Below are 23,037 nucleotides of genomic sequence, written 5' to 3'. Positions count from 1 at the left end.
GCCAGTACCGGGAAGCGTCCCGGCCCCGGCTATTGTTACTTACAGTGACTTCATGGTGCCTTTAGGCAGCACAGCAGTTACTGAAGACTTCTGAACAACGATGTTGTTTGATTCGTTAAGTGCAACTTCAATGAAGTCTTTTTCTTCTGACACTTTAGTGATTTTTCCTACCAAACCACCTTGTGTTAATACTTCATCGCCTTTGCCTAGTGAAGAAACTAGGTTTTTATGCTCTTTCACACGCTTAGCCTGTGGGCGGTAAAGCAAGAAGTAAAAGATTAAACCGAATACAGCTAGCATGATGATCATTTCCATGCCGCCACCTTGCGGTGCACCAGCAGACTGTGCATAAGCGTTCGAGATAAATAGGCTCATAAAATTCCCCAAATATTATCGTTGTTATAGTGCCGGAACCGGCAACCCTTTTTGTTCATAAAATTCTTGTACAAATTCGTCAAGCGTACCTGCGTCAATCGCATCGCGAAGACCCTGCATAACACGCTGATAGTAACGAAGGTTATGGATGGTGTTTAAGCGCGCACCCAGTATTTCGTTACACTTGTCCAAATGATGTAGATAAGAGCGAGAATAGTTTTTACAAGTGTAGCAATCGCAATTCTCATCTAATGGTGAAGTGTCATTTCTGTGCTTCGCGTTGCGAATTTTGATAACGCCTTCTGTCACAAACAGGTGACCGTTTCGCGCATTACGCGTAGGCATAACACAGTCAAACATATCGATACCGCGACGCACAGACTCAACCAAATCTTCTGGTTTACCCACGCCCATAAGATAGCGAGGCTTATCCTCTGGAATCTTCGGCGCAGTATGGTCGATAATGCGGATCATGTCTTCTTTTGGCTCGCCTACTGAAAGGCCGCCAATGGCATAGCCGTCAAATCCAATCGCTTCAAGACCAGCAAGTGAGACATCACGCAGACCTTCGTACATACCGCCTTGAATGATACCAAAAAGTGCCGCCGGGTTATCACCGTGGGCTTCTTTACTACGTTTGGCCCAACGTAGCGACATTTCCATTGAAACGCGCGCTTCTTGCTCAGTGGCGGGATACGGCGTGCACTCGTCAAAAATCATTACGATGTCAGAACCCAAATCGCGCTGAACTTCCATCGACTTTTCAGGCGTAAGCAAAATCTTTTCGCCATTAATTGGAGAGCGGAACGTTACGCCTTCTTCAGTAATTTTACGCAAGTCACCCAAACTAAATACCTGGAAGCCGCCCGAGTCAGTGAGGATCGGCTTGTCCCAATTCATAAAGTCGTGCAGATCGCCGTGCTGGCGAATAATGCCAGTACCAGGGCGTAACATTAGGTGAAAGGTATTTCCAAGACAGATGTGTGCACCGCTGTCTTTTAATTCTTCAGGGGTCATTCCCTTAACAGTACCGTAAGTACCTACTGGCATGAACGCTGGCGTTTCAACAACACCGCGTTCAAACACCAAACGACCGCGTCGTGCTCGGCCTTCGGTTTTTAACAACTCAAATTGCATGTGAAAGCATTCCCACTTTTGTGCGCTTCTGCGCTGGGTATAAAAATAAATTGGCGGCGATTATACCAGTAATTTGGCTGAGATCATGCCCCGTATCTATGTTTATCTGTAACTAAGCTGGAAAGGCCTGCAAAACACCGATTTACACGCCTTCTATCGTAGCCGAATGTGCTCAGGCACGCTCAATAAACATAGAGTCACCATAGCTAAAGAATCGATATTCTTTTTCTATCGCTTCTTGGTAGGCATTCATCACGTTGTCTTTACCGGCAAATGCACTAATTAGCATCATTAGCGTAGACTCTGGAAGGTGAAAGTTAGTGAACATGGCGTCTACTACTTTGAATTCGAAGCCCGGGTAGATAAAGATTTCTGTGTCTTCGTTAAATGGCGCAATAACCTCTTGATCACCGCGTTCTGCACTTGCTTTTGCCGCTGACTCCAAAGAGCGTACAGAGGTTGTTCCCACTGCGATAACACGCTTTCCATTAGCTTTTGTAGCTAACACAGCATCGACGACTTCTTGGGGGACTTCTGCAAACTCCGCGTGCATTTTGTGCTCAAGAATATTGTCAACGCGCACGGGTTGAAAGGTACCCGCACCCACGTGCAAGGTTACAAAAGCCAAATTCACGCCCTTCTCTTTAAGCGCTTCTAAGATAGCGTCGTCAAAGTGAAGCCCTGCAGTAGGTGCTGCAACAGCGCCTGGCTTTTGATTGTAAACGGTTTGATAGCGCTCTTTGTCTGAGTTTTCGTCTGGGCGGTCAATATAGGGAGGAAGCGGCATGTGGCCATGCGCTTCCAATAGCGTCAATACGGTTTCGTCATGGTCAAACTGTAAAACAAATAGCGCATCGTCTCGCCCTGTCACCGTCACATTCACTTTCTCTTCAAGAATAAGCTTAGTTCCTGGCTTAGGTGCCTTGCTCGCGCGAACATGCGCCAAGGCAGTATTGTCTGAGGTAATGCGTTCAATCAGCACTTCTACCTGACCGCCAGTTTCTTTTTTACCTAAAAGTCGTGCGGGAATAACTCGGGTATTATTAAAAACCAGCAAGTCGCCTTCATCTAAAAGCTCGACCATATCAGCAAACATACTGTGGCGAACGTCACCCGATTTGCCGTCCAGCTGCAATAGGCGACTGGCTGAACGATTTTCGGTGGGATATTTTGCAATTAGGCTTTCCGGAAGGGTAAAGCTGAATTCAGATAGTTTCATAAATAATAGATTCTTAATTTATACGCAATTTATGTTGTTTTCTTTATGGTTTAACACAATTTCAAGAGGAGGTAATTATACTAAAGTTGCGAAATTTCACAGAAATCAATGTCGACCAAAGTCTTAGAAATCCTACCTCTCAGCCTACATGTATAGATATTAATACCTACTTATCGCACAAAATACGCACTAGCTGAATTTTGTACTAGCGAGCAAATACTTAAACGATTAATATCTGCGCCAGATAGTGATGATGTTCTCCCATAACATTCCTTATCGTTCGTACCCGGCATGTGCCGGGTACTTTTTTATCTGCCCTATTCTACTCTTTCGAAACACTAAGATCAGTTAAGATTTCTTCTAAAAGCGCAGCATCTAAAGGTCGAGCTTTAAGCACGTATAAAATCTGAAGCAATAAATCGGCCCCCATAATACCTTTATTCACTTTATTCCTCAGGTTGTCAGCGCTTTGATCCACACCTATTTCTTCAAGTCTTTGGCTTAGCGCTTGATATTTTACGCCGCGCACAGACATTTCAGATTTCACGACTCTTGCAACCGTTTGTCGCCATGCACTCTTTGCACTCTGCGTATTTCCTGTGTTCACACAGCCTCCAAAAACCATACAAATGTGATATATATTTTACAAAAACACACTTTTTTACACTTATAGCATGTATTTAATGTTGACGATTATGGCACAACAGGTCTACACTGCAAGTCAAGATATTGGCGAAGACGAAAATAGTCGTTACAGTAACCGCGGTTGTTCTTTTAGTAATGCTAGGTTTTAAGCTTTGTGTTTCAACACAGTTTTAAGCAAAGCAATGCGTTGTAAGGCACCACATATACGACATTCATTTTCAACATTATCGCTTTAATGACTAAAGGAGAAAGGTATGAGCTGGGAACTGGAAAGCATCGAAGCCTTATTTAAAGAGCACGATGACTTTGTGGTAACACATGAGGAAAACTGCTTACTTATTGCTAATCAAGACGGCATTGATGCATGGCTTGCAATTAGCGGTGAGCAAATTTTGGTAGAAAGTCTCTTGTTCGCCGCGTCGGAAGTAAAAGATAAGCCTGCGCTTGACCATGAAATACTGTCTACTCACATGGTGTTTCCTCTTACCACCGTAGGTATTTCAAATATTGGTGGCGAAGAATATTACACCGCCTTTGGTGCACTAAGTGCCCAGTCGAAAGCCGAAAGTATTGTTATTGAAGTGGAAACCTTGTTTCAAAATGTTGCATCTTTCCTAGATGCCTACGAAACACACCTTAACTAAAATTTACTTCTTAAGGAGAAGCGAATGTCAGTGTGGAAAAAACTAATTACTGCAGTAAAAGGTGGTGCTACCGAAGCTGCGCAGTCTGTTGCAGACAGTCAGGCGATTCGAATTTTGGAACAAGAAATCAGAGAAGCCAAAGAAGAACTACGTAAGTCTGATCATGCGCGCACGCAGATTTTGGCGAAATGTAAACTTTCTCAACAAAAAGTCGATAGCTTCAACTCGTCAATAGCCGAGTACGAAGAGCATGCGCGTAAAGCGATAGATAATGATCGTCAGCTTGCTCTTGACTGTGCTCAGAAAGTGTCAGAGTTGAAAGAAGAACGTGAGCAAGAACAAACCTACCTTGATCAGTTCAAACAGTCTGAAAAACAGTTAGCTAATAATATTCAGCAAGCTAAAGCGAATTTGCGCCGCTTAGAGCAGCAAGTGGATATGGTCAAAGCTACTGAAAGTGTTCAAAAAGCGCAGGTTGCAGTATCTTCACGCCACATGGGCGCGAACAGCAAAATGAAGACAGCGACTGAGTCTTTGTCTCGCATTCAGGACAAGCAAAAGATGCGCAATGCGGAACTTCAAGCAGCCGAGGAACTAGCTAGCGAGGAGTCGAGCAGCGACCTAGAAAAACGCCTAGCCGAAGCGGGCATCAAAGGGGGCAAAACCTCAGCCGATGACGAGCTAGCTCGAATTCTAGGCAAGTAAGTTAAAGGATGGGAGCTAAAGGCTCCCATTTTTAATTCTTGTTACAATAATTCCTTGCATAAATCGCCAGATAACAACGACCTAATCTAGACAAATCAAGTACTTCAAGGCAGAGTAAGGACACGCATAACAAGGGCTGTTTGTTTTATGTCTCCATGGATTAAACTGCGAAAAATCATGCTGCAATACTTTGCAGAGTCTCGCTGGTACACCATTGTCGGTGCGACCGCGTTTTACGCAGTAACAAGCTATTGGCTTCTTTTCGCTGCAGGCGAACACGACTTAATTGCTAAAACCGACTTTGTCTACTGGTTAGCGGTCACTGCTTCAACGGTAGGTTATGGCGATTTGTCTCCCGTCACACCAGCGGGCAAATTAGTTGTTGCGCTTTATGTCATACCGCTTGGTTTGAGTATTTTCGCCATGGTGATTGGGCGAATTGCAGCTTGGGTTTCTTTAACGTGGAAGAAAGGATTGTTGGGTATGAATAGCTTGATGCTTAATGAACATATCTTGGTGATTGGGTGGAATGAGCAGCGCACCATGATGCTGCTTGACTTGATTCTTCAAGAACGAGATGCAATGTCTGAACGTCCTGACATTGTACTTTGCGTAAAAGCTGATATTACCAACCCCATGCCTGGCGTCATTGAATTTGTAAAAGTCGATTCGTTCAACAAAGACGAAGACATGGACCGCGCCTGCGTATCCACTGCGAAAACCATTCTTATTGATAACCCGCAAGATGATGTCACCATGACTACTGCGCTTTATTGTACCAAGCGCAACCCCGATGCACATCAGGTGGCCTATTTCGACGATGACAGCTTAGTTAATTTGCTTCAGGACCACTGCCCTAAAGTGGAATGCACACCCAGTGTTGCAATAGAAATGCTGGTTAAAGCTGCATTCGATCCTGGTTCAAGTATGCTTCATCACGATTTGCTAAGTATTGATGAAGGGCAAGCCCAATTTTCAGTAAAAATACCGCAAAGTTGCCAAGCGATTTCCGTTGCCAAGTTATTTATCAATTTAAAGCGTAAACACGACGCTATCTTTATTGGTTATGCACCCAATGGCCTTGTGAAAGAAATGGTGGTAAACCCGCCGTTAGACGCTACATTAAACCCAGGTGACACCTTGTTTTACATCGCTGAGCGACGCATTAATGCAATAAACTGGTCGTCACTGGACGCTGATTAAGAGGCGTAAACATGTTTAGTAAACTATTTAAAAAATCAGAGCCTAAAAAACCTAAGTCGCCAGAAATAATGGGGCTTTATTTAGGTGGTTCTTTCGAATTAGATAACTTAAAACTTTCCCTATTAGAACCGGAGCTCACTATTGAAGGTGCAGCCCGTTCGCAGTTAATTCAAGCGGTAGGTGAAGCCCCTTTGGATACTGGCGGCACCCTGCTTCGTTTTTACACTGACGATGATGGCTTTTTACAGGTGGTGACCGACGGTGGTCTATCAGAGAACCACATTACTGACGTGAAACTTTGGCACTTTTATGAGACAAAAACCATTGGCAACACTTCTCAGTGGAATGAATGTTTAAAGAGCGTAATCAGTCAGCCTACCTACGAGCTTGAGGGTAAGGTCTATACCCGTGTATGGGGTGCGGTGGGCGACGAATCGCCACCTGTTGCGGTTACCGAAACAACCTACGAAGAAGACGGTGATGTCAGTAAAACAGATCAGTTTAAGATGTTATACGAACGCCCTATCAGTAACGATAGAGTTGAGACCTTGCTTGTTGTTGGTGAAGAAAAGCAAGTAGGTAATAATTTAGATAGATGCTTAGTGATTTCTACCGGCTTCGATGTTGAGCCTGCAGACATCACAATAAACGGTTAATAAAAAAGGAATAACTATGGATACCATTATGCACTCTTTGGCCGGCTTGGATAACTTTGCGCTGTACTTCGGCCTATCGATTGTTTTCTTGTTTATCTTCAAATTGGTGTACGCCTTGGTTACACCTCACGATGAATGGAAGCTGGTAAAAGAAGAGAAAAACGTTGCTGCTGCCATCGGCTTTGGTGGCGCTATTATTGGATTTGCTATCGCCCTTGGCAGCGCAGCTTCAAACTCTGTTGCTGTAGTAGATTTTGCTATTTGGGCGCTTGTTGCTGTGATTGCACAATCCCTAGCGTTTGCCATTTTGCGTTTCAGCTTTATGCCGAAAATCGCTGAGCGCATAAACAATAACGAAGTTTCTGCGGGTGTTATGCTTGCCAGCATGTCTATTGCCGTAGGCTTACTCAATGCCGCTTGCATGACCTATTAAGGGGGCAGCGATGACAGATAAAAGTAACCTAGAACGTCAAAGTGTTGATAACCAGCAAAGTGAGCGACCTGTTATGAAGCGCACCAAGCACATCAACCTTGACAGTATGCGCAAAGGTTTTAACGTTAAGCCTCTAGCGTTAGGCGTGGCTAGCGTCATCCTTAGTGGCTGTGGCGGTGAAAAAGAGGACGCCACCATTTACACCTCGCTAGAAGACTGTAAACAGGATTTTCCTGATGCAGTAGAGCGTTGTGAAGCTGCCTACCAGACAGCGGTCGACGAGGCTATGCGCACGAGCCCGCGCTTTAGTTCTGAGTACGACTGCGAACATGAATTTGGCCCTAACCAGTGCCAATATGTGAACAACAGTAGCGGCAGCTTTTTTATGCCATTCATGGCTGGCTACATGGTGAGTTCTCTGCTATCGCCAAATCGCTACTACTCGCAACCCTTATATACTTCCTATTCATACAATTCACCATTTCGTTCACGCTGGATAACGGCAGACGGCTATGTGTTCGACGGCGATATTCGTAAAAGAAATTACCGCGTAAATAAAAGCGTTTACAAACCAAAGCCTACGGTGAACCGCACCATGAAACGAGGCGGGTTTGGCAGCAGTGTTCGAGCAAAATCGTCTTGGGGTAGCAGCAGCCGTAAAGGCGGCTGGGGCGGATAACTATGTTTAGAATGCCTTGCCAGCCTCGCAAGGGCTGGCAGCAGTTGGCTAACGAGTTTGGCTTTCACTTCCACACCATGTATGGCGAGCCGTACTGGGATGAAAGTGCCTACTACCAATTCACACTCGCGCAAATTGAAAACGACATTGAAGACCCCACTTCCGAGTTACATCAAATGTGCTTGGCGGTGACCGAAGATGTAGTTAATAGTGAGGAATTACTTACTCGCTTTTGCATCCCCGAGCAGCATTGGGATTTAGTGCGCAATAGCTGGAACGAAAGAGACCCAAGTTTGTACTCTCGCCTTGACCTTGTTTACAGCGGTAAAGGGCCGGCAAAACTTCTTGAGAATAATGCAGATACGCCCACCAGCCTGTATGAATCCGGTTTTTGGCAATGGCTGTGGCTTTCACAAAATGTGGATGCCGGCAAACTTGCTCTGCATGCCGATCAGTTTAACAGCTTGCAAGAAAAGTTAGTCCATCGCTTTCGTGAAATTGCGCTGCACTACAATATAAATCAACTGCATATGGCATGCTGTAAAGATACCGTTGAAGACCGCGGTACCGTGCAATACCTTCAAGACTGCGCTAAAGAAGCAGGACTTATAGCTGACTTTGTGTTTATCGAAGATATTGGATTAGCAGACACAGGCGTTTTTACTGACCTTCAAGACGCGCCAATTACAGACTGCTTCAAGCTTTACCCTTGGGAATTTATGCTGCGCGAAGAGTTTGGCGACGTATTAGAAGACGCCCAAGTAAATTGGTTGGAGCCTGCGTGGAAATCAATTATCTCAAATAAAGCGCTGCTTCCTCAGCTATGGAAGAAATTTGAAGGCCATCCTAACCTGCTTCCCGCTTATTTTTCAGACGAAATAAATACAAAGAGTCTGTCCGGAAAGTGGATTAAAAAGCCCCTATTTTCTAGAGAGGGCGCCAACGTATCAATTATCGAAAGTGGTGTTGAGAACGTTTTAAGTGACGGGCCTTACGGTGAAGAAGGTTTTATTGTTCAAGCTTTTGAACCATTGCCCGTTTTTGAAGGTAATCATACGCTTATAGGTAGTTGGTTAGTAGATGACATGCCGGCGGGTATTTCGGTAAGAGAAGATACCTCAGCGATCACACAGGACCTTTCTCGCTACCTTCCCCATATTATCCTGTAATTTAATTAAGGGGCCATTTTATGAAGCCGCTTTCATTTCAAATTCGCGTTCTGCTAACGTTGGGCGCACTTTTAATTGTAATAGAAGTAGCAAATTTACTTACCGGCAATGCACTTAATCAGTTTGGTGTGGTGCCTCGTACCCTATCAAGTCTGCCTTATATCTTTACTGCACCTTTTCTTCATGGAACGCCGACGCACTTGATGGCCAACTTGGTGCCTCTTTTGCTGTTCATGTGGCTTACTATGCAATGGGGAAAACGTACATTTCTCATTGCTACTTTAAGCGCATTGCTGATAGGTGGCTTAGGTGTATGGCTGTTCGGCAGAACCGCTACGCATATTGGCGCAAGCGGCATGGTATATGGTTATTTCGGTTTCCTCGTGCTGGCAGGTTTTAGAAGTAACAAAGTGCGGTATTTGCTTATTTCACTAGTAGTTGCAGCGCTATACGGTGGAATGCTGGTTGGTGTACTTCCCACATCAAAATTTATTTCCTTTGAATATCATCTGTTTGGCTTTATTGGCGGCTTATTTGCCGCATGGCACTGGGCACGCTAATTACTTTCCGTATAATTGGCTTTAAGATAAGACGTTAATAAAAGATATGTCAGCAGTACAAGAACCTACACAAAAGAATCAAGGCTTTTTCGGCAACCTCGCGTTTAACATTGTTATTCCTGTGGTATTGATGAGCTATGCAAGTTCAGAAGATTACCTAGGGCCAGCGTGGAGTATTGTAGCTGCTCTTAGCTTTCCTATTGGCTATGGCCTATGGGACCTAAGAGAATCAGGAAAGGTAAACGGATTTTCTATTCTTGGGATTATCAGTGTGTTACTGACCGGTGGGTTTAGCTTGCTTAAACTGCCAGCAGAGTATATTGCGATTAAAGAAGCGGCCATTCCGGGCATTATCGGTATAGCGGTGTTGGTAACCCAGTACACGAACAAACCCCTGGTCAAAATGCTTATTCTTAACGACCAGATCATAAACTGGCCTCATCTCAATCAGGTATTAGATGCCAAGGGAAAGCAGCCAGAGTTTAAGAAGAAGGTGGCGGTAAGCTCTTATATTGTCGCGAGCTCGTTTTTCCTCTCTTCAGCGCTTAATTATATTTTGGCCAAGATGATATTGGTCAGTGAGCCGGGCACAACGGCCTACACTGAAGAGTTAGGGCGAATGACTGCGCTTAGCTACCCTGTCATTGTGATCCCGAGCATGATTTTACTTATTGCCGCGCTCTGGTATTTATTTGCACAAATCAAGAAAATCACTGGCGAAGAGCTCGATAACTTCATCAATCAGTAACGATACAAACTAGAAGGGGCTTAACGCCCCTTTTTAAATTTGAAGTCCCCTGCCCTACGACTAAATCTGTTACATATCTAGTATTTTAAGCTACCGAAGAAATATCCTGAGCCGCCCAAGGGTATTAGCCATCAAATTCCCACACCGCTTTTAACCAAAAAGTGTGGGTATTACGTATACTCTTAAAGATAAGAAGAACCAGTTCCATCAGAACATGTTGGCGCTAACATAAAGCGCACATAGCTCCTCTGCCAGTAAACCATCAACACTGTGTATAGCGTGCATGCTCGTGCCCCCATGTTCAGACCAAAACGGTTCAAGAAAAAACGGCCAACTATGCTGACAATAAAAGAGTTAAAAAAATCGTTTTCAAAGGCGGGAGCGCCGCTTGTAAACAACCTTAATTTGTCTGTACACTCGGGCGAATCGGTGAGCATACAGGGTGCCTCTGGGTGTGGCAAATCGACTTTGCTATCGCTCATTGCTGGGTTCGAAAGCCCTGATAGCGGCGAGATTGCAGTAAATGGGTTAGCAATTGCTAGTGCTAGCAACCAAGGCAATAACACTCAGACCAGAGACGTTGATAATTTCCGTAAACAGCATTTGGGCATCGTATTCCAAAGCTTTAACCTGTTCGACTGCTTCAATGCCTGGGACAACATTGCCTTTACCGCAAGGCTAAAAGGTAATTTTGACAAAGACTATCAATTAGCATTAATGGAACAGCTTGGAATATTATCCTTAGCGCAAAAGCCGCTAAGCCAATTGTCTGGAGGCGAACAGCAGCGCTGTGCCATAGCCCGAGCATTAGTACATCGCCCCGCGCTTATTCTAGCTGACGAACCCACCGGCAATTTAGACGAGACCACCAGCGAAACCGTATCTGACTTACTTTTTCAAACCTGCAAGCAAGCTAATACCTCTCTTGTTGTCGTTACCCACAGTCAAGACGTTGCGATAAAAGCGGATTCTGTTTTGCGACTGCATAAAGGCGTATTAGAAGATGTGAGGCTTGGAAGCATAGAGTCTGCAAATGTAATAAATGGCACAGTTTCACCACCAATTTACGCAAAGGAGCGTAATGGTGAAGATATTTAGCAATATGAATCTTTTTACAAACACGTCGTTAAAGAGTGAGAAGCTGCTTTGCTGCGCACATTACTGCTGAGTAACTCTAGTCTTCTTGCTATGGCAAGGCATAGACCTTGGGAACCCTTGCTCATTATGGTCGCAATAGTATTAGCCAATGCCGGGCTTGTTACCGTTTTACTGATAAACGAGGGCGCAACACAGGGTGAGCTTCTCCAATCTAATAAAGGTCTTTTTACCGGTAGTATCATTACACCAGTCTACAGCGGAGTACAATCTGAACCAGGGAGCCTCTTGCAAGGCAGCGTTAAAAGTGAGTACTCACACGAGCGACCTGATCATGAGCGCTCTGTACAAGAACAGACCACACATGAGCGCTTTACTCGTGAAGGCTTCACGAAGGAAGATTATGCCAACCTTCGCAGGCACGGCTTTACCCAGCTTATTGCTATATCTGAACGCAGCATTACCCTTTCATGCAGTGATACGGCAGCAACGCCAATTACCCTCACGTTGCTTGGCGTTGATACCCAGCCTCTTCTAGGAAGTACCTTTCGAGCTACTGACAAAAACACTTCGCTATCGTCTCTTTCTTTGAGAGCTGGAGAAAGTAAGCCAGCTTCTGCTGCTCGAATATTACGAGCTAATTCTACGGACACCTTTTCAGTAAACGGACTGCTTCACCCTGTTACAAATGCCAAACTTACTTGTCACAATACGCTAAGTGAAAATCATAGTACGACGACAACACGCCCCTATTGGCCAGCAGCGGTCAATGCTTATGTAAGCAATCTGGTGCCGCAAGATACGATTTTGGTCTCTGTTGATGACTTTTACAAAGGAGGGATAAGCCCTAGCAGCAATAATGATACCTTCAGCAAAGCTAATACCCACAGCAAGGATAACACCCAGCCCGGCGCTAACCATATTTCAAAGCAACAAAAAAGTTTTGTACCGCTTACTGGCCTAGCAGCTCTCTCGCCGCTTTCCGAACAAGACCTTGAGACAATAGAAGCATTACTTGGAATACCCATTAAACAATCAAGTAACACCAGTGACAATGACACTGGCTCGTTACCAGATAGCTTTAGATTGAATCTATGGGCAATGAGCGCGCTTATGGGCGTGGTTTCACTTTTTATAGTGCTGAACGCGCTAAATTTGATGTACCGTACACGGCTACCCAACGTGATACGGCTTCGCCAACTTGGTATATCTCAGCGTGTATTAAGTGGCGCGCTCTTTACTGAACTGCTGGTTTACTGCGTGATAAGTATACCAATTGGCATCTTCATAGGCTTTCAAGCCGCGTCATGGTTATCACCGGTTATAAGCGGTACCTTCTCGTCGTTGTTTAACGCGGTATTTATTAATCCTGACGTCAACCTGCTTTTTATTTTCGGATTCGCGTTAATAACGACTTTTACGTCGTTAGTCGTATTCTCCTTGGCTTCGATAGTTAAGCTTTCAAATGCATTAACGGTGCGCCCTGCCAGAAAGAAAATCATGCGGCAAAGGGCTGTAGGGTTTGTATCATCAGCTGCCTTGGTTTTGCTGTTTATTGCTGAAGCCTTTGTTACCTCTACGGCATCTGCACTTTTCTTTGTAGCGTTGTTATTACTCACCAGCTGTGGACTTGTGCTTCTGTGGCTACCCATCGTAGCAAAACTACTTAGCGCATTTGTGCCAAGACAATGGCCTGTATTTCATTACGTGATTTCTAATATGCACTTGTTGTCTAGCAAGACACGTCTTGCTGTTTGCGCATTTTTCATTGCCTTAACAGCAAATATCGGCATGAATACCATGACCGACAGCTTTAGAAGTGCAACGGAGCAATGGTTAAATCAAAGGCTTTACGCGCCTTTCTACCTTTATACCGACGCGCCACTTAGCAATATAGAATCACTATCGGACAATTCACTATCACCATTGGCCGTAACGCCTTTGCTAAAAGCTGACGGTGATGTGTTACGTTTAAATGGCACAGAAGAAGTAAGTAAAGTAAATGCCCTCCCGCCTACTTACATTTCTATTAGTAGTTACCCTGTTCATAAAAATGGTAAAGAGGGTCTGGTCCTCGATAGCGTAATAAACAACGACCGTAGTGCAGCTTGGCGTGGGTTCAAGGAAGGGAAAGGGGTATTTATTAATCAGCAATTAGCCTTCGCGCTTAATGCTGAATTAGGCGAGACGCTAACTGTAGGTAATATTAGGTTTCGAAAAGGGATAATTGGAAGTAGTTCGAACGCTACCCTATCCACAAACCCAACAAACGTTCAAGCTGAGGAGGCGAAAGCCAGTTCTGCCAACAACTTGCCAAGCAGGCCTTCAAATACAAGTATTTTCTCAACACGACCTGAGTGGAAAGTGCTTGGTATATACCCTGATTATGGCAATCTTAATGGGCAGATATTAGCACCGCTTCCTTTATTCAACCAACAAAACATTACGGTGAAAAATAAATTATTTTCCGGCGTATTGGCTATGTACCCCAATCCAGACGACAGCCAGGGTACAACAGCGGGTCGCGAGGTTACTTTCGCAAAAGAAACGCTCGAACAACAGCTAACAGCTCGCCTTGGAGATGAAGCCGACATAACCCTGTATAGCAGGCAGGCGCTTCTAAATACCTCCATGGATACGTTTGACCGCACCTTTGTGTTGACCGATGGCCTGAATATTACGACCTTGCTTGTGGCAGGCATTGCCTTCGCGGTGTCTCTTACCGTTTTGACGATAGGTAGTTCACCACAACTGTCTGTGCTAAGGGCACTTGGGGTTAGCCAGCTTAAAGTTAAAGCATCGTTATTTATGCAGTACCTGTTACTTTGCTTTGTTTCAGCATTGCTCGCCATTCCCTTTGGCATTTACCTAGCCTACGTCTTTATAAATTTAGTCAATCGATATGCCTTTAACTGGGTGTACCCTCTTTCAATTGAAGTAAACGTCATTCTATCTAGTGTGGGCCTTTCTCTGCTTATCGTTTCACTGGTGCTTTTACTGCCTTTAGGAAAACTAAAACCCAAAATTGATTTAAGACAGGAAGTGCAGCTATGACACATACATTAAATCGCACCCGCCACTATTCTCGTTGGCCTTTCAGCAAGTTTAGCTGTTTATTGCTTTTTCTCACTTGCTCATTCTTGTCTGCCTGTAATGACAGTTCAAATACAAACGAGCAAAGCAAGAGTAGTGAGTCCTCAAAAGCTTCTTCACCTCGTGGTTTCTTTGGCGAGATGCAATCGAGCGACGCCTTTACTTCAGTAGAAAGAAACACGTATGTTGAGCTTCCTGAAGATCATAAAAGCCATCCCGACTTCCAATTAGAATGGTGGTACTTAACCTTTGTATTAAGTGGCGAGAACGGTCAGGAATTCGGCTTGCAATATACGCTTTTTCGATTCAATACCGATACGGCTGTCAATATGAGTACTGATAAACCAGTCGTGCGAAATTGGGCTAACGGACAGCAATGGATGGGGCACGCCTCACTACACACCCTAAATCATCACTATTTTGAAGAGCGATTTGCGAGTGGCGGCGTAGGTAACGCATACGTAAAACAAAGCCCCTTCACTACGGTCATAGATGATTGGGTTTGGAAGGCAGCACAACCAATGTCGGAAGCCGCAGCCAAAGTAGAAAGCAAAGCTATGTTTCCCTCCACGTTAACCTTTGCTTTTGGTAAACAACATACGCGCGATACAAATCAGCCGTCTAATGCAACCTCCAAACCTCCTGAAAGTGCGCTACCTAGAAACGATGAAGCTCAAAATGGTGCTGTAAATAGAGCTTCACCTGCAGATACACAGTTAAATACTGACGTAGTTCTAATGAATAAAGCCATTAAGGTTGCGCTTAACTTAGACTCTTCGGGCCCTTTTATAAAGCAAGGCGATAATGGCTATAGCAAAAAAACGCAAGACGAACGGCTTCGCTCTTACTATTACAGCCAGCCCTTCATTGATGCAAAGGGCACTTTAAATATAGAGGGCAATAACATAAAAGTTGAGGGTAAAGGCTGGTTTGATCACGAATGGACGAGCCACTTGGCCAACAGCGAGGCATTGGGGTGGGACTGGTTCTCGCTGCATTTAAACGACGGAAGCAAACTCATGGCGTTTCGAATGCATGCGAATACTGACAGCGAAGAAAAAAGTAAAACTCAAAACGCTGAAGTGTTCACAACGGCCAGCTTCATAAGTAAAGATGGAATGAAAGAGACCATCAAGCAAGACAGCCTATCTATTACACCAGCAGGCTATGAGCCAATTCAAGTAGAAATTAAAGTAGAAGGTGAACAAGGCAGCTCAGTCCGTTCCGTTCCCACAGCTTGGCGCATACAGTTACCGACAAAAAACATCGATATTTCCGTTAGCGCGTTTAAAGAAAAACAGTGGAATAACAGTTTATTTCCCTACTATGAGGGACGAATTGAAGTAAAAGGCTCCCACTCAGGGAGCGGCTTCATGGAATTGACGGGATATTAATAAATAGACCAATTTATCCGTTCACTTAGCGAAGTTAGCGCCGCCACGCCTAGCTGCGAGTTCCCTACGCTGTTAAGAGCAGGAGAAAATACGCAAATAGTAAAACGACCAGGTACCACGGCAACAATACCACCGCCTACCCCACTTTTGCCCGGCAGACCCACTTTAAAAGCAAAGCTGCCCGCTTCGTCATACATGCCGCTGGTTGCAAGCAATGCGTTTACTTGCTTTGTTTGGTAAGGCGTTAATACCTGCTCATTTGCGCAGGTTGAGAAGCCCGCGTTAGCAAGGAAGCTTGTCGAACGCGCTAAATCTTCACAGCTCATTTCTAATGCGCAGTTATGAAAGTAATTGCGAAGCACATCTTCCACGTCGTTTTCAAAATTGCCGTAGGCTTTCATCAAATACGCCATTGCTGCGTTACGAGAACGGTGTTCAAATTCCGAATCGGCAACTTCTTTATTAACGACGATCTCCCCATTGCAGCTTAAGCGTCTTACAAAATCTCTCATGGCAATAAAAGGTGATGCAAATCGCGATTGCACCATGTCACTTACCACCAGTGCACCGGCATTAATAAAAGGGTTGCGCGGAATACCATGTTCGTATTCTAACTGCACCAAAGAGTTGAACGGCAGCCCAGATGGCTCACACCCCACCCGCTCCCACATGGTTTCACCGTAGTGATTGATGGACAAAACCAGGTTGAAAACTTTTGAGATGCTTTGTATTGAAAAGGGCACGCTAGCGTCACCAATAGACGTAATGTGCCCATTGATATCACAGATAGAAATACCAAACTGACGAGGATTAACAGTGGCTAACGCCGGGATATAGTCCGCGACTTTACCCATGCCAAGCATAGGCTCGACTTCGTCATAAATATCCTGCAGTAACGATAGCATTTCGCTTTCCATTCTCTCGTTTGACCTCTTTTTTGCAAATATCTTTTTTCATTAATAAAAGAAAAGCGCCTGTTAAAAAACGCCGGCGCTTTTATTTTAGTTAAGTTCTATTGGCTATGTGTCGCTTCAATAACGCACTCTGCTTCAAAAGCCTTATTACGCGAACCTATCCCGACGTTTAGTTACAGCGCCAGTCTTCTTTAAAGTCGCATAAGCCGTCATCATCTTCATCAGACGTAAGCTCGATATTGGTGGTCACCTTTCTTGATACTTCATTTTCGTCATTATCGATTTTCATAGGTTGCTTGTTATCAATAAAACTGAAAATGGTTTTAGCAATATCGGTATTGTCAATCTGCCCCATGAACGACTGATAGCCAGCTCCAAAAGCAAACACTTCAACATCTACACCAGTATGGCCGCCTGTAGTCCACCCTGTATTTGTTTTTGTATCTAGAAAGGTTTTCACCGCCATAAAGCGCGTTTTATCATCTTGATTCGATACACTATTTAACGTGGCTAACTCTTCTTCGCTTAGCGAAAGCCCAAGCTTCTGCGCCACATACTCGCCAGGATTTTCTTCATTAGCCATATTAAGCGCTATCGTCATTACCGAGGCTGACATTGATTTTAAATGTTCAGGACTCCAGCGGTAGTCGCCATTTGCGCCAATTGTTAAACCGCCGGTACTATGGTCAGCAGTTAGTACAACCAGTGTGTCCGGGTTAGCTTTAACATAATCGCGCAGATATTCCATGGTTAGCGCCAAGTCATGCATTTCAGCCATAGCAGAAGCGATATCATTTGCGTGCCCTGCCCAATCTACCTGGCTCGCTTCAACTAAAAGGAAAAAGCCGTTGTCGTTTTCTAAGTGTTTGATCGCATGTTGAGTTAAGTACTCAAGACGGTTTTTACGCTTATCATCCAGCACTGCAGGCAGCGCTACAGGAGCAAACAGACCAAGTACGTTACTTCCTGCTGGTACTGACGCCAAGCGGTTATATGAATCAGCATATTCGTAGCCCGCATCAATAAACTGCGCCAGAATATCTCTATCCTCTCTTTCAAAATAGGAAGTACCACCACCTAACATTACGTCTGCTACAAACTCGCCGTTTGCGCGAACATCAAAGAAATCCTCAGCAATTTCGTTGTAGTTCTTGCGGCTTTCGTTGTGCGCAATGTATGACGCTGGTGTTGCGTGAACAATTTGCGAGGTTACGGCTAAACCCGTACGCATACCTTTACTTTTGGCATAGTACATAACCGAGTTTACTGGCTGTTTATCAACATCTACGCCTATTGCACCATTGTATGACTTCACGCCGGTAGCAAGTGCTGTTGCGGCAGCGGCTGAATCGGTTACATAACCCGATACACGAGCGGGGTAAGTCGACGCGTTACCTACTAAAATGTCGTCAAATACAACCGTCTCTACTTCCGGTGTTGACGGATCATCTACATAATTGCGATAAGCGGTAGTGTAGGCAGGCCCCATACCGTCGGCAACAACCATAATGATATTTTTCGGCACACCTTTAATTTGGCTACTGTTTACGTTTGCTGACTCTGTCTTTGATTCAGTGATACCACAGCTCGCAAGAACAGCAATAGACGCACAACTTAGCAATGATGTGCGAACAAATTGTTTAATCATTTAAACTTCCCTGAGTAAGTAAAGATACCTGCTGACGTTATTAGCCGCAGTTACTGCAAAATCGATATTATCGCGAATGATTCTTTGGTGATCATAAAGGTATTAGCAAAGCGATAAGAGGTAATAGTGTAAATCAGGCGGGCAATATGCTCAAAGCTTTTGGATAAAATAAGCTTATGATGAGATGACCGTTTTAGCCACCTCGTCGGATTGAAGAATATTTAAGAAAGGAAAGACTATTTGCTTTGTGCAGCAAGGTATTCGCGCATGCGCTGCTGCGCCACGTCTACAAGCATATCGGGCTGAAATTTAGAGATAAATCTATTACAACCTACTTTTTCAACCATGGCATCGTTAAAGCTTCCACTTAATGAGGTGTTTAGTGCGATAAACAGGTTGCTCATACGCGGGTCGTTACGCACTTCTGAGGTAAGCCGATAACCGTCCATTTCCGGCATTTCTGCATCAGTGAACATAAGCAATATTTCATCGGTAGGGTTCTTACCTTCATCAGCCCACTGTTTTAGTAGCGCCAACGCCTCTGCGCCATTCTTTCGTTCAATAATGCTGATGCCTAGCTGCTCTAAGGTGTCTCTTATTTGTTTTCTTGCCGTGCTGGAATCATCAACTATCAACACTTTCTTGCCTAGAAAGTGATTGACGATATCTTGATCTAACACTTCTTCAGAAATTGACGTATCGTAATCGATGATTTCCGCGAGTACTTTTTCAACATCTATTATCTCAACCAGCTCTTGTTTACCCTCAACATTCACCTGAGTTATGGCGGTCAAATAGTTAGATTTACCAATGCCACTTGGCGGCGGTTGTATCGTCCCCCAAGAGGTATTCACAATATTTTTAACTTCGCCAATAATAAAGCCCTGCACACTTCTATTGTATTCGGTGATAATAACATTTTTCGCTGTGGCTTCTGTGGCTGCTCCGCGCATTTTTATCGCCTGACGTAAGTCTATAATTGGAATAGAGCTACCGCGGTAATTCATTACACCTTTTAGATTATTATGGGAACCAGGCATAACGTTAAGCTTGGGGACATTGATAACTTCTTTAATTTTAAAGACATTCATGGCAAAAATGTGACGAGTTCCAAGCTGAAACATCAAAAGCTCAAGCCTGTTTTCCCCTACAAGCTTGGTTCTCTGATCAACCGACGACAATACACTGTTACTCATAACGCCCACTTATTCATTTTACAATCAAAGACCTATAGCTAACTTAATACCGTCATATGAATTTAGCCTAGCTACAATAACTTACCGCTAAAGTTACCCCGACCATCATTACAAAGCTATTCCCCTTTTAGCTAATAGACAGCTGAAAAAAACTGCATAATTAATACCTTATAGGTAAGGCACTCTTTTCAGCGACCACACCTCTAGTGAGCTTTTATTTACATGCATTAGCGTCTTCTCCTGGCTACTTTATCCAATACGTTAAAGCGCGATGGGCGTCCAGGAATACGATGGCGAGGCATCGCTATTAACAATAAGGTAGCTTAAATATAGGCCAACAACTTCAAATATGCCTCTTCTGATTACTTTCGCGCACGGTTTTTGTAAGGCACCTCTATGCCTTTTTAGCGATGAACGACTAAGTTCGCTGTTCCCGTATTATCTAAGTGTTAGATGAACGTTTTCTAACTTGGTGAAAAATTCGGTGGCATAGCGGCACTAGATAAACATTCACAATATCAATGACCGCAATGCAAAATATATATTTCTATTATTAAAATTCCGGCACTAGGATGAAATGGAATCAACGGGAACGCCCTACAGCGTGAACACAAACAACGTTAAGAATTTTAATTACAGTCGGGAGAGACGCTCATGTCGCAATATCAACAAGACATTGATAACTTCGCCACATTAAAGGCAGCACAAAAAGGAACTTGGGAAGGTATCAACCCAGAATTCGCTGCACGCATGAAGGTTCAAAACCGTTTTAAAACAGGTTTAGATATTGCTCGCTATACTGCAAGCATCATGCGCAAAGACATGGCTGAATACGACGCAGATTCGTCTCAGTACACACAGTCTCTAGGCTGCTGGCACGGTTTTGTAGGCCAACAGAAAATGCTTTCAGTTAAAAAGCATCAAGGCACAACTAATAAAAGCTACCTGTACCTTTCAGGTTGGATGGTAGCAGCACTTCGCTCTGAGTTTGGTCCTCTACCTGACCAATCTATGCACGAGAAAACGTCAGTGTCTGCACTTATCGAAGAGCTATACACTTTCCTTCGTCAAGCTGACGCACGTGAACTGGGTGACCTTTTCCATAAACTAGACGACGCAAAGAAAAACGGTGGCGATGTTGCTGCAATTCAAGCTGAAATCGATAACTACGAAACTCACGTAGTTCCAATTATCGCTGATATCGACGCGGGCTTCGGTAATGAAGAAGCAACGTACCTACTTGCAAAGCAAATGATTGAAGCGGGTGCATGCTGTATCCAAATCGAAAACCAAGTATCAGACGCAAAGCAATGTGGTCACCAAGACGGTAAAGTAACCGTGCCACACGAAGACTTCCTGGCGAAGATCAACGCAGTGCGCTATGCATTCCTTGAACTAGGTGTTGACGAAGGTGTAATTGTTGCACGTACCGACTCACTAGGTGCTGGTCTTACTCAAAAGATCCCAGTATCTACTTCAGAAGGCGACCTAGCTGCTCAGTACAATGCATTCCTTAAAACGACTGAAGTTGCAGGCGCAGACGACCTAACAGAAGGTGACCTAGTTCTTAAACAAGGCGGCAAACTTGTTAAGCCTGAACGTTTACCAAATGGTTTATTCCGCTTTAAAGACAACACTGGTTTTGACCGTGTAGTACTTGACTGTGTAACGTCACTTAAACACGGCGCTGATCTACTTTGGATTGAGACTGAAAAGCCGCACGTTGGTCAAATTGCTGAAATGGTCAACGCTATTCGCGAGCAAGTTCCAAACGCAAAGCTAGTTTACAACAACTCTCCATCATTCAACTGGACGCTTAACTTCCGTCAGCAAGTATTCGATGCTTGGACAGAAGAAGGTAAAGACGTTTCTGGTTATGACCGCGCGAAACTTATGTCTGCTGACTATGACGACAGCGAACTTGCAGCAGCGGCGGACGAGAAGATCAAGAGCTTCCAAGCTGATGCAGCACGTGAAGCAGGCATCTTCCACCACCTTATCACGCTACCGACTTATCACACTGCGGCACTGTCTACAGACAACCTTGCAAAAGGCTACTTCGGTGAAGAAGGTATGCTTGCTTATGTACGCGGTGTTCAGCGTCAAGAAATTCGCCAAGGCCTGGCTTGCGTTAAGCACCAAGCAATGGCTGGTTCTGACCTGGGTGATACGCACAAAGAGTACTTCTCAGGTGAAGGTGCACTTAAAGCGTCTGGTGAAGATAACACCATGAATCAGTTCGACGTATAACGCGAACAGGCAATAAGTTAAACGGAAAGCATCCCAACCTTTCCTACAGGGCACCTTCGGGTGCCCTTTTTTCTGCACCCCATTCATTTAATTTATACTTTCTAGAAAACATAAAAGAAGCCATATTCCCCCCCTCCCCATAGCCAATCCATATATTCAATAACTTTCAATAAGTTACGAATGAAGATATGAAAAATTTAAGACCAAACGCTTATCTGACATTCGAATAAAAAAGCTTTATAATAGGTGTGTTTAATTAGGTTTAATAAGAGCATTAGAATAATGAATATAGCGAAGGTCGACCTGAATTTATTGGTTTATTTAGATGTGCTGTTGCGCGAAGGCAGTGTTACAAAAGCAGCAAACCAGCTAAGTATTACTCAGCCAGCAATGAGTAACGGCTTGAAACGCCTTCGCGATCTGTTTAAAGATCCGCTTTTAGTGCGAACCAGCGATGGAATGACGCCTACTAAGCGTGCCCTTGAGTTGCAACCTATTATTCGCGATGTACTTAGCCGATTAGAAAGCTCTATTCAGCCCGAAACTGATTTCGACCCGTTAACCAGCGACAGAACCTTCCGCATTATGACCAGTGACTATGCAGAAAGTACCTTATTACTTGAACTCGTTGGAAGACTGGCCGATTTAGCGCCCAATATTACCCTTGACCTTATTACGCCAAGCGATGTGACTTTCCACGATGTTGAGCAAGGTAAAGTGGATATGGCGATCAACCGTTTCGATGAACTACCTTTGTCGTTTCACCAAAAAGTTATTTGGTATGACACCTTTAGCTGCGTAATGAGTGCGGACCACCCGCTAGTAGAAAAATGCAATCTAGAAGGCTACTTGAGCGCTCAGCATATCTGGGTGAGTAAAACGGGTTTTGGTGTGGGCGTAGGTATTGACCCGAATGAAGTTCAAAAGTTGGGTTGGGTAGACGCTGAACTAACAAAAATTGGCAAACAGCGGGCTATTCGTGTGTTTACGCGTCATTACCACGCAGCGCTTCAAATTGCCAAAAAGCAAAAGCTTATTGCTACTTTGCCAAGTAAAGCAGCGCGTTTGTTTAAACACGACCCAGATGTAGTGATTAAAGAACCGCCTTTTGACATACCACCTATTGCGCTAAAAATGGCGTGGAGTGCTCTACTTCACCACGACGCTGGCCACATTTGGTTGCGTCGATTAATCAGCGACGTTGCCAGCGAAATGAACGCGGGCTAAACATTCACAAAATATATGGCAAAAATACAAACCATAAATTAAAAAAC

General features: G+C 44.3%; 21 protein-coding genes. 14 read left to right on the top strand and 7 right to left on the bottom strand.

The window, feature by feature from the left end:
• Positions 1–39: 39 nt before the first annotated feature.
• The 4 genes from yajC to ACXACS_RS08135 form a co-directional block, all read right to left on the bottom strand.
• On the bottom strand, positions 40–375 hold the full coding sequence (gene yajC, locus ACXACS_RS08150; RefSeq protein ID WP_390607436.1) for a preprotein translocase subunit YajC: 336 nt from the start codon (positions 373–375) through the stop codon (positions 40–42).
• Between the two features lie 24 nt (positions 376–399).
• Positions 400–1,512, bottom strand: coding sequence for a tRNA guanosine(34) transglycosylase Tgt (gene tgt, locus ACXACS_RS08145; RefSeq protein ID WP_118493223.1), 1,113 nt, complete (start codon positions 1,510–1,512; stop codon positions 400–402).
• A gap of 172 nt (positions 1,513–1,684) precedes the next feature.
• The gene (queA, locus tag ACXACS_RS08140) at positions 1,685–2,731 is read right to left on the bottom strand and encodes a tRNA preQ1(34) S-adenosylmethionine ribosyltransferase-isomerase QueA (protein WP_474805676.1); all 1,047 of its coding nucleotides are present in this window, start codon (positions 2,729–2,731) and stop codon (positions 1,685–1,687) included.
• Positions 2,732–3,053: 322 nt separating this feature from the next.
• A complete protein-coding gene (locus ACXACS_RS08135; protein WP_474805674.1) occupies positions 3,054–3,338 on the bottom strand; it encodes a DUF6471 domain-containing protein in 285 nt (94 codons plus the stop codon).
• 292 nt (positions 3,339–3,630) lie between these two features.
• Between ACXACS_RS08135 and ACXACS_RS08130 the strand changes: the two genes are divergently transcribed.
• The 12 genes from ACXACS_RS08130 to ACXACS_RS08075 all read left to right on the top strand — a co-directional run bounded on the left by ACXACS_RS08130 (position 3,631) and on the right by ACXACS_RS08075 (position 15,755).
• Positions 3,631–4,020 carry a DUF2170 family protein gene (locus tag ACXACS_RS08130; protein WP_118493217.1) on the top strand — a complete coding sequence of 130 codons (390 nt, stop codon included), beginning with the start codon at positions 3,631–3,633 and terminating at the stop codon, positions 4,018–4,020.
• 24 nt (positions 4,021–4,044) lie between these two features.
• Complete coding sequence (locus tag ACXACS_RS08125) at positions 4,045–4,725, top strand: PspA/IM30 family protein (RefSeq protein ID WP_118493215.1); 681 nt, start codon at positions 4,045–4,047, stop codon at positions 4,723–4,725.
• A gap of 147 nt (positions 4,726–4,872) precedes the next feature.
• Complete coding sequence (locus tag ACXACS_RS08120; RefSeq protein ID WP_474805672.1) at positions 4,873–5,928, top strand: potassium channel family protein; 1,056 nt, start codon at positions 4,873–4,875, stop codon at positions 5,926–5,928.
• A gap of 11 nt (positions 5,929–5,939) precedes the next feature.
• Positions 5,940–6,584, top strand: a complete 645-nt coding sequence (locus ACXACS_RS08115; protein ID WP_474805670.1) for a YjfK family protein — start codon at positions 5,940–5,942, stop codon at positions 6,582–6,584.
• Between the two features lie 16 nt (positions 6,585–6,600).
• A complete protein-coding gene (locus tag ACXACS_RS08110; protein ID WP_474805668.1) occupies positions 6,601–7,017 on the top strand; it encodes a DUF350 domain-containing protein in 417 nt (138 codons plus the stop codon).
• Positions 7,018–7,090: 73 nt separating this feature from the next.
• Complete coding sequence (locus ACXACS_RS08105; protein ID WP_474809232.1) at positions 7,091–7,696, top strand: DUF1190 family protein; 606 nt, start codon at positions 7,091–7,093, stop codon at positions 7,694–7,696.
• A 2-nt stretch (positions 7,697–7,698) separates the two neighbouring features.
• Positions 7,699–8,865, top strand: a complete 1,167-nt coding sequence (locus tag ACXACS_RS08100) for a glutathionylspermidine synthase family protein (protein ID WP_474805667.1) — start codon at positions 7,699–7,701, stop codon at positions 8,863–8,865.
• A gap of 20 nt (positions 8,866–8,885) precedes the next feature.
• The gene (locus ACXACS_RS08095; protein WP_269917431.1) at positions 8,886–9,425 is read left to right on the top strand and encodes a rhomboid family intramembrane serine protease; all 540 of its coding nucleotides are present in this window, start codon (positions 8,886–8,888) and stop codon (positions 9,423–9,425) included.
• Between the two features lie 46 nt (positions 9,426–9,471).
• Entirely contained in the window at positions 9,472–10,173 is a 702-nt protein-coding gene (locus ACXACS_RS08090) for a VC0807 family protein (RefSeq protein WP_474805666.1), read from the top strand.
• 336 nt (positions 10,174–10,509) lie between these two features.
• Complete coding sequence (locus ACXACS_RS08085; RefSeq protein ID WP_474805665.1) at positions 10,510–11,271, top strand: ABC transporter ATP-binding protein; 762 nt, start codon at positions 10,510–10,512, stop codon at positions 11,269–11,271.
• A 48-nt stretch (positions 11,272–11,319) separates the two neighbouring features.
• On the top strand, positions 11,320–14,322 hold the full coding sequence (locus ACXACS_RS08080; RefSeq protein WP_474805663.1) for an ABC transporter permease: 3,003 nt from the start codon (positions 11,320–11,322) through the stop codon (positions 14,320–14,322).
• Positions 14,319–15,755 (top strand): lipocalin-like domain-containing protein, encoded by a 1,437-nt coding sequence (locus ACXACS_RS08075; RefSeq protein ID WP_474805661.1) that lies wholly within the window; start codon positions 14,319–14,321, stop codon positions 15,753–15,755. The genes ACXACS_RS08080 and ACXACS_RS08075 overlap by 4 nt, the downstream gene beginning before the upstream one ends.
• Here the strand turns inward: ACXACS_RS08075 and glsB are convergent.
• The 3 genes from glsB to ACXACS_RS08060 form a co-directional block, all read right to left on the bottom strand.
• Positions 15,752–16,660: a glutaminase B gene (gene glsB, locus ACXACS_RS08070; RefSeq protein ID WP_025255947.1), complete on the bottom strand. Its 909-nt coding sequence runs from the start codon at positions 16,658–16,660 to the stop codon at positions 15,752–15,754. The genes ACXACS_RS08075 and glsB overlap by 4 nt on opposite strands.
• 178 nt (positions 16,661–16,838) lie before the next feature.
• Positions 16,839–18,317, bottom strand: coding sequence for an alkaline phosphatase (locus ACXACS_RS08065; RefSeq protein ID WP_474805658.1), 1,479 nt, complete (start codon positions 18,315–18,317; stop codon positions 16,839–16,841).
• A 236-nt stretch (positions 18,318–18,553) separates the two neighbouring features.
• Entirely contained in the window at positions 18,554–19,513 is a 960-nt protein-coding gene (locus ACXACS_RS08060) for a chemotaxis protein CheV (RefSeq protein ID WP_474805657.1), read from the bottom strand.
• 654 nt (positions 19,514–20,167) lie between these two features.
• Here ACXACS_RS08060 and ACXACS_RS08055 point away from each other — a divergent pair.
• Both ACXACS_RS08055 and ACXACS_RS08050 read left to right on the top strand, forming a co-directional pair.
• On the top strand, positions 20,168–21,763 hold the full coding sequence (locus ACXACS_RS08055; RefSeq protein ID WP_474805656.1) for an isocitrate lyase: 1,596 nt from the start codon (positions 20,168–20,170) through the stop codon (positions 21,761–21,763).
• A 282-nt stretch (positions 21,764–22,045) separates the two neighbouring features.
• Positions 22,046–22,990, top strand: coding sequence for a LysR family transcriptional regulator (locus ACXACS_RS08050; RefSeq protein ID WP_071959609.1), 945 nt, complete (start codon positions 22,046–22,048; stop codon positions 22,988–22,990).
• Positions 22,991–23,037: the final 47 nt, after the last annotated feature.

The sequence above is a fragment of the Alteromonas sp. AWM4_230 genome (assembly GCF_056158305.1).
This window is presented reverse-complemented; position numbering and strand designations above follow the sequence as displayed.